This window comes from Actinomadura darangshiensis, from assembly GCF_004349235.1.
In the GTDB taxonomy this organism is placed as follows: domain Bacteria; phylum Actinomycetota; class Actinomycetes; order Streptosporangiales; family Streptosporangiaceae; genus Spirillospora; species Spirillospora darangshiensis.
The window spans coordinates 1-2,545 of record NZ_SMKY01000555.1 but is presented as its reverse complement, the minus strand read 5'-3'; the positions used below and the strand labels follow the sequence as shown (position 1 = coordinate 2,545).

The 2,545-nt window shown below is 68.8% G+C and carries 2 protein-coding genes and 1 pseudogene; 1 reads left to right on the top strand and 2 read right to left on the bottom strand.

Annotated features, from left to right (window positions below; all coding sequences use genetic code 11):
- A partial coding sequence (locus tag E1293_RS46295; RefSeq protein WP_132206413.1) for an MFS transporter occupies nucleotides 1–794 on the top strand: 794 nt, incomplete at its 5' end.
- Between the two features lie 225 nt (nucleotides 795–1,019).
- Here E1293_RS46295 and lplAB read toward each other — a convergent pair.
- Both lplAB and E1293_RS46285 read right to left on the bottom strand, forming a co-directional pair.
- Nucleotides 1,020–1,967 (bottom strand): lipoate-protein ligase LplAB, encoded by a 948-nt coding sequence (gene lplAB, locus E1293_RS46290; protein ID WP_207939530.1) that lies wholly within the window; start codon nucleotides 1,965–1,967, stop codon nucleotides 1,020–1,022.
- Nucleotides 1,968–1,999: 32 nt separating this feature from the next.
- Nucleotides 2,000–2,323, bottom strand: a pseudogene (locus E1293_RS46285) (transposase); the annotation flags it as partial.
- Nucleotides 2,324–2,545 lie beyond the last annotated feature (222 nt).

Genomic DNA, 2,545 nt, shown 5'->3' with positions numbered 1-2,545 from the left:
GCGCACTCAGCTTCGTCCTGATCGAAGGACCGCACCGCGGCTGGACGGCCGATTCCGTCCTCACCGCGACCGCCGTCGTGGCGGCGACCGCCGCGTTGCTCCCACTCAGGGAACGCCGTGCCCGCAGCACCGTCATGCCATGGGCACTGTTCCGCGGCCCCCTCTTCACCGGCGCCAACGCCGTGGGGTTCCTGTTCAACGCCGCGTTCTACGGAACACTCTTCCTGGTCGGGCTGTACTTCCAGCACGCCGCCGACGCCGACCCCCTGCGGGCCGGCCTGCAGATCCTGCCGCTGACGATCTTCATCCCCCTCGCCAACCTGGCCTTCGCACGCCTGTCGGCCCGCATCCCGAACGGCCCGCTGCTCATCGTCGCCCTGCTGGTGGCCGCCGCGGCCTCCCTGGTCCTGACCACCATCACCCCCACCACCCCGTACTGGACGATCGCGGCCGCCCTGGCGGTGACCGGCATCGCCGGCGGCATCGTCTCCCCCGCCATGACCACCGTCATGGTCGACGCCGCCGGGCCCGCGAACGGCAACATCGCGGGCTCCGTCCTCAACACCGGCCGGCAGACAGGCACCCTGATCGGTATCGCGGCCGTCGGCGCCGTCCTGGGCGCCTCTTCCGACTGGACGAAAGGCGCGGCGCTCTCATTCACCCTGATAGGCGCCGCTTACATGACCGCCGCCCTAGCGGCCTGGCACCTCATAGCCCGCCCCGAACGAGCAGACCGCGACATTCAAACCGCTCACACACCCGCCCAATGCGACTCCACCCCAACAGTCGCCTGACCGACCCCACGCACAGTCAGCGCCTAGAGCCGAGAGGGCCCAGGCAGCAACCAAGCCAGCGCACGGACCGCCAAGCCCGGCGCACACCTGGAAAGCCAGACCCACCCAAAGTCGGTACAGCGGCCCGGAGTCAGGGAACTCGGGCGGTCCACTCGGAGGTGTCGAACTTGTCCGTCACGTACTTGCGGGCCAGGCGAAGCTCGTCCTCCGTCACCTGGTCGGAGGTCAGCCCGTACGGAAGTGGCCGATCATGCGGTCGATGATCTCTTCGCGAGGAAGACCGGTCTGCCGGCGCAGCGGATCCACCCGCTTGACCGCACTGGCGATCCCCTTGTCGGAGACCTTCTCCCGGCCGATCCGGAGCACCTGCACCATCTTGTCGGCGTCGATGTCGTACGCCATGGTCACGTGATGCAGCACCGCGCCGGCGGCGAGCCGCTTCTGCGCCGCCCCCGCGATCTTGCCCTGGTCAGAGGTGATGTCGTTCAACGGCTGGTACCAGGCCCTGATTCCGAGCTCGCCGAGCGCGCCCAGCACCCAGTCGTCGAGGAACGCGTAGCTCTCGGCGAACGACATGCCCGCCACGAGCGTCCCCGGCGCGTACAGCGAATAGGTGATGGTGTTGCCCGGTTCGATGAACATCGCGCCACCACCGCTGATCCGGCGGACCACGTCGACACCGTGCCGCTCGGCCGCCTCGGCGTCGACCTCGTTGCGCAAGGACTGGAAGCTGCCGATCACCACCGCCGGTCCCGCCCACTCCCACACCCGCAACGTCGGCGGACGCCGCCCCGCACCGACCTCCTCGGCGAGGACCTGGTCGAGTGCCATGTGGAGCGCCGGCTCCTGCGGCGGCTCGTGGATCAGCCGCCAATCATGATCACGCCAGTCGGACGCCCGCGCGACGGCCCGCCGCACCGCGATCCCGACCGCCTCCGCGGTGATGCCGAGCATGACCGTCTCGCGCGGCAACCCGGCCTGCACCCGCACACCAATGGCCCGGGCATCGAGCCCCGCGGGCAACCCGTCGAGAACAGCGTTGATCGCGTCCAGAGCTTCGTCGGGCTCCAGGAAGAAGTCCCCGCTGATCCTCGCCCCGCGCAGCAGCCCGTCCACAACATCGACATCGGCGACGACCAGCTTGCCGCCAGGAACCTTGTACTCACCGTGCATCACACGAACAAGAACCCCGCAGCCCCACGCCCGATTCCGAACACCCGCCGCTGCCGCTTGCGGACGATCTGGGGCTCGAAAGTGCCGCCGGTGTCCCGCGGCACCTTGACCTCGACCGGGCCGACGTCGGTCAGCACGGCCTTGGCCCGCGTCCCGTTGCGACTGTCGCCGCTGTCCCGACCGGAGGGGTCGTGCTTGTCGTAGCCGACGTGGTCGGTGATCTCACCTTCCAGAGCGGACTCCAGTACCCGCTTGGTCAGCTGCTGCAACAGCCCGCCCTCCCCGGTCAGCGGCGGGCCCCTGGGGCCGAGCACGGTCCACCAGCATCGCGACCAACTGCTCGTCCGACGCCGCACCCTGCGGCGCCTCGACCGGCTGCTCCCCGGACTCGCCCTCAACGAGGGTGTCAGTCACCTGGCGTCTCCTTGATCATCGGATCCGCCGTTCATTAGGCTCTTCCAAGATTCCGGTGGTGACGGGGTGTGCTTATGTGAGGAGTATCCGTTTACGGAGTAGCGGGAGGGCGGCGCGTCCGTAGTACTGCCGTTTGAGGTACTTGATCTTGTTGACGACGCCCT

Bases quoted from the DNA above. Each gene is read 5' to 3' on its own strand.
- lplAB (WP_207939530.1), bottom strand. From the start codon at position 1,967: ATGCACGGTGAGTACAAGGTTCCTGGCGGCAAGCTGGTCGTCGCCGAT.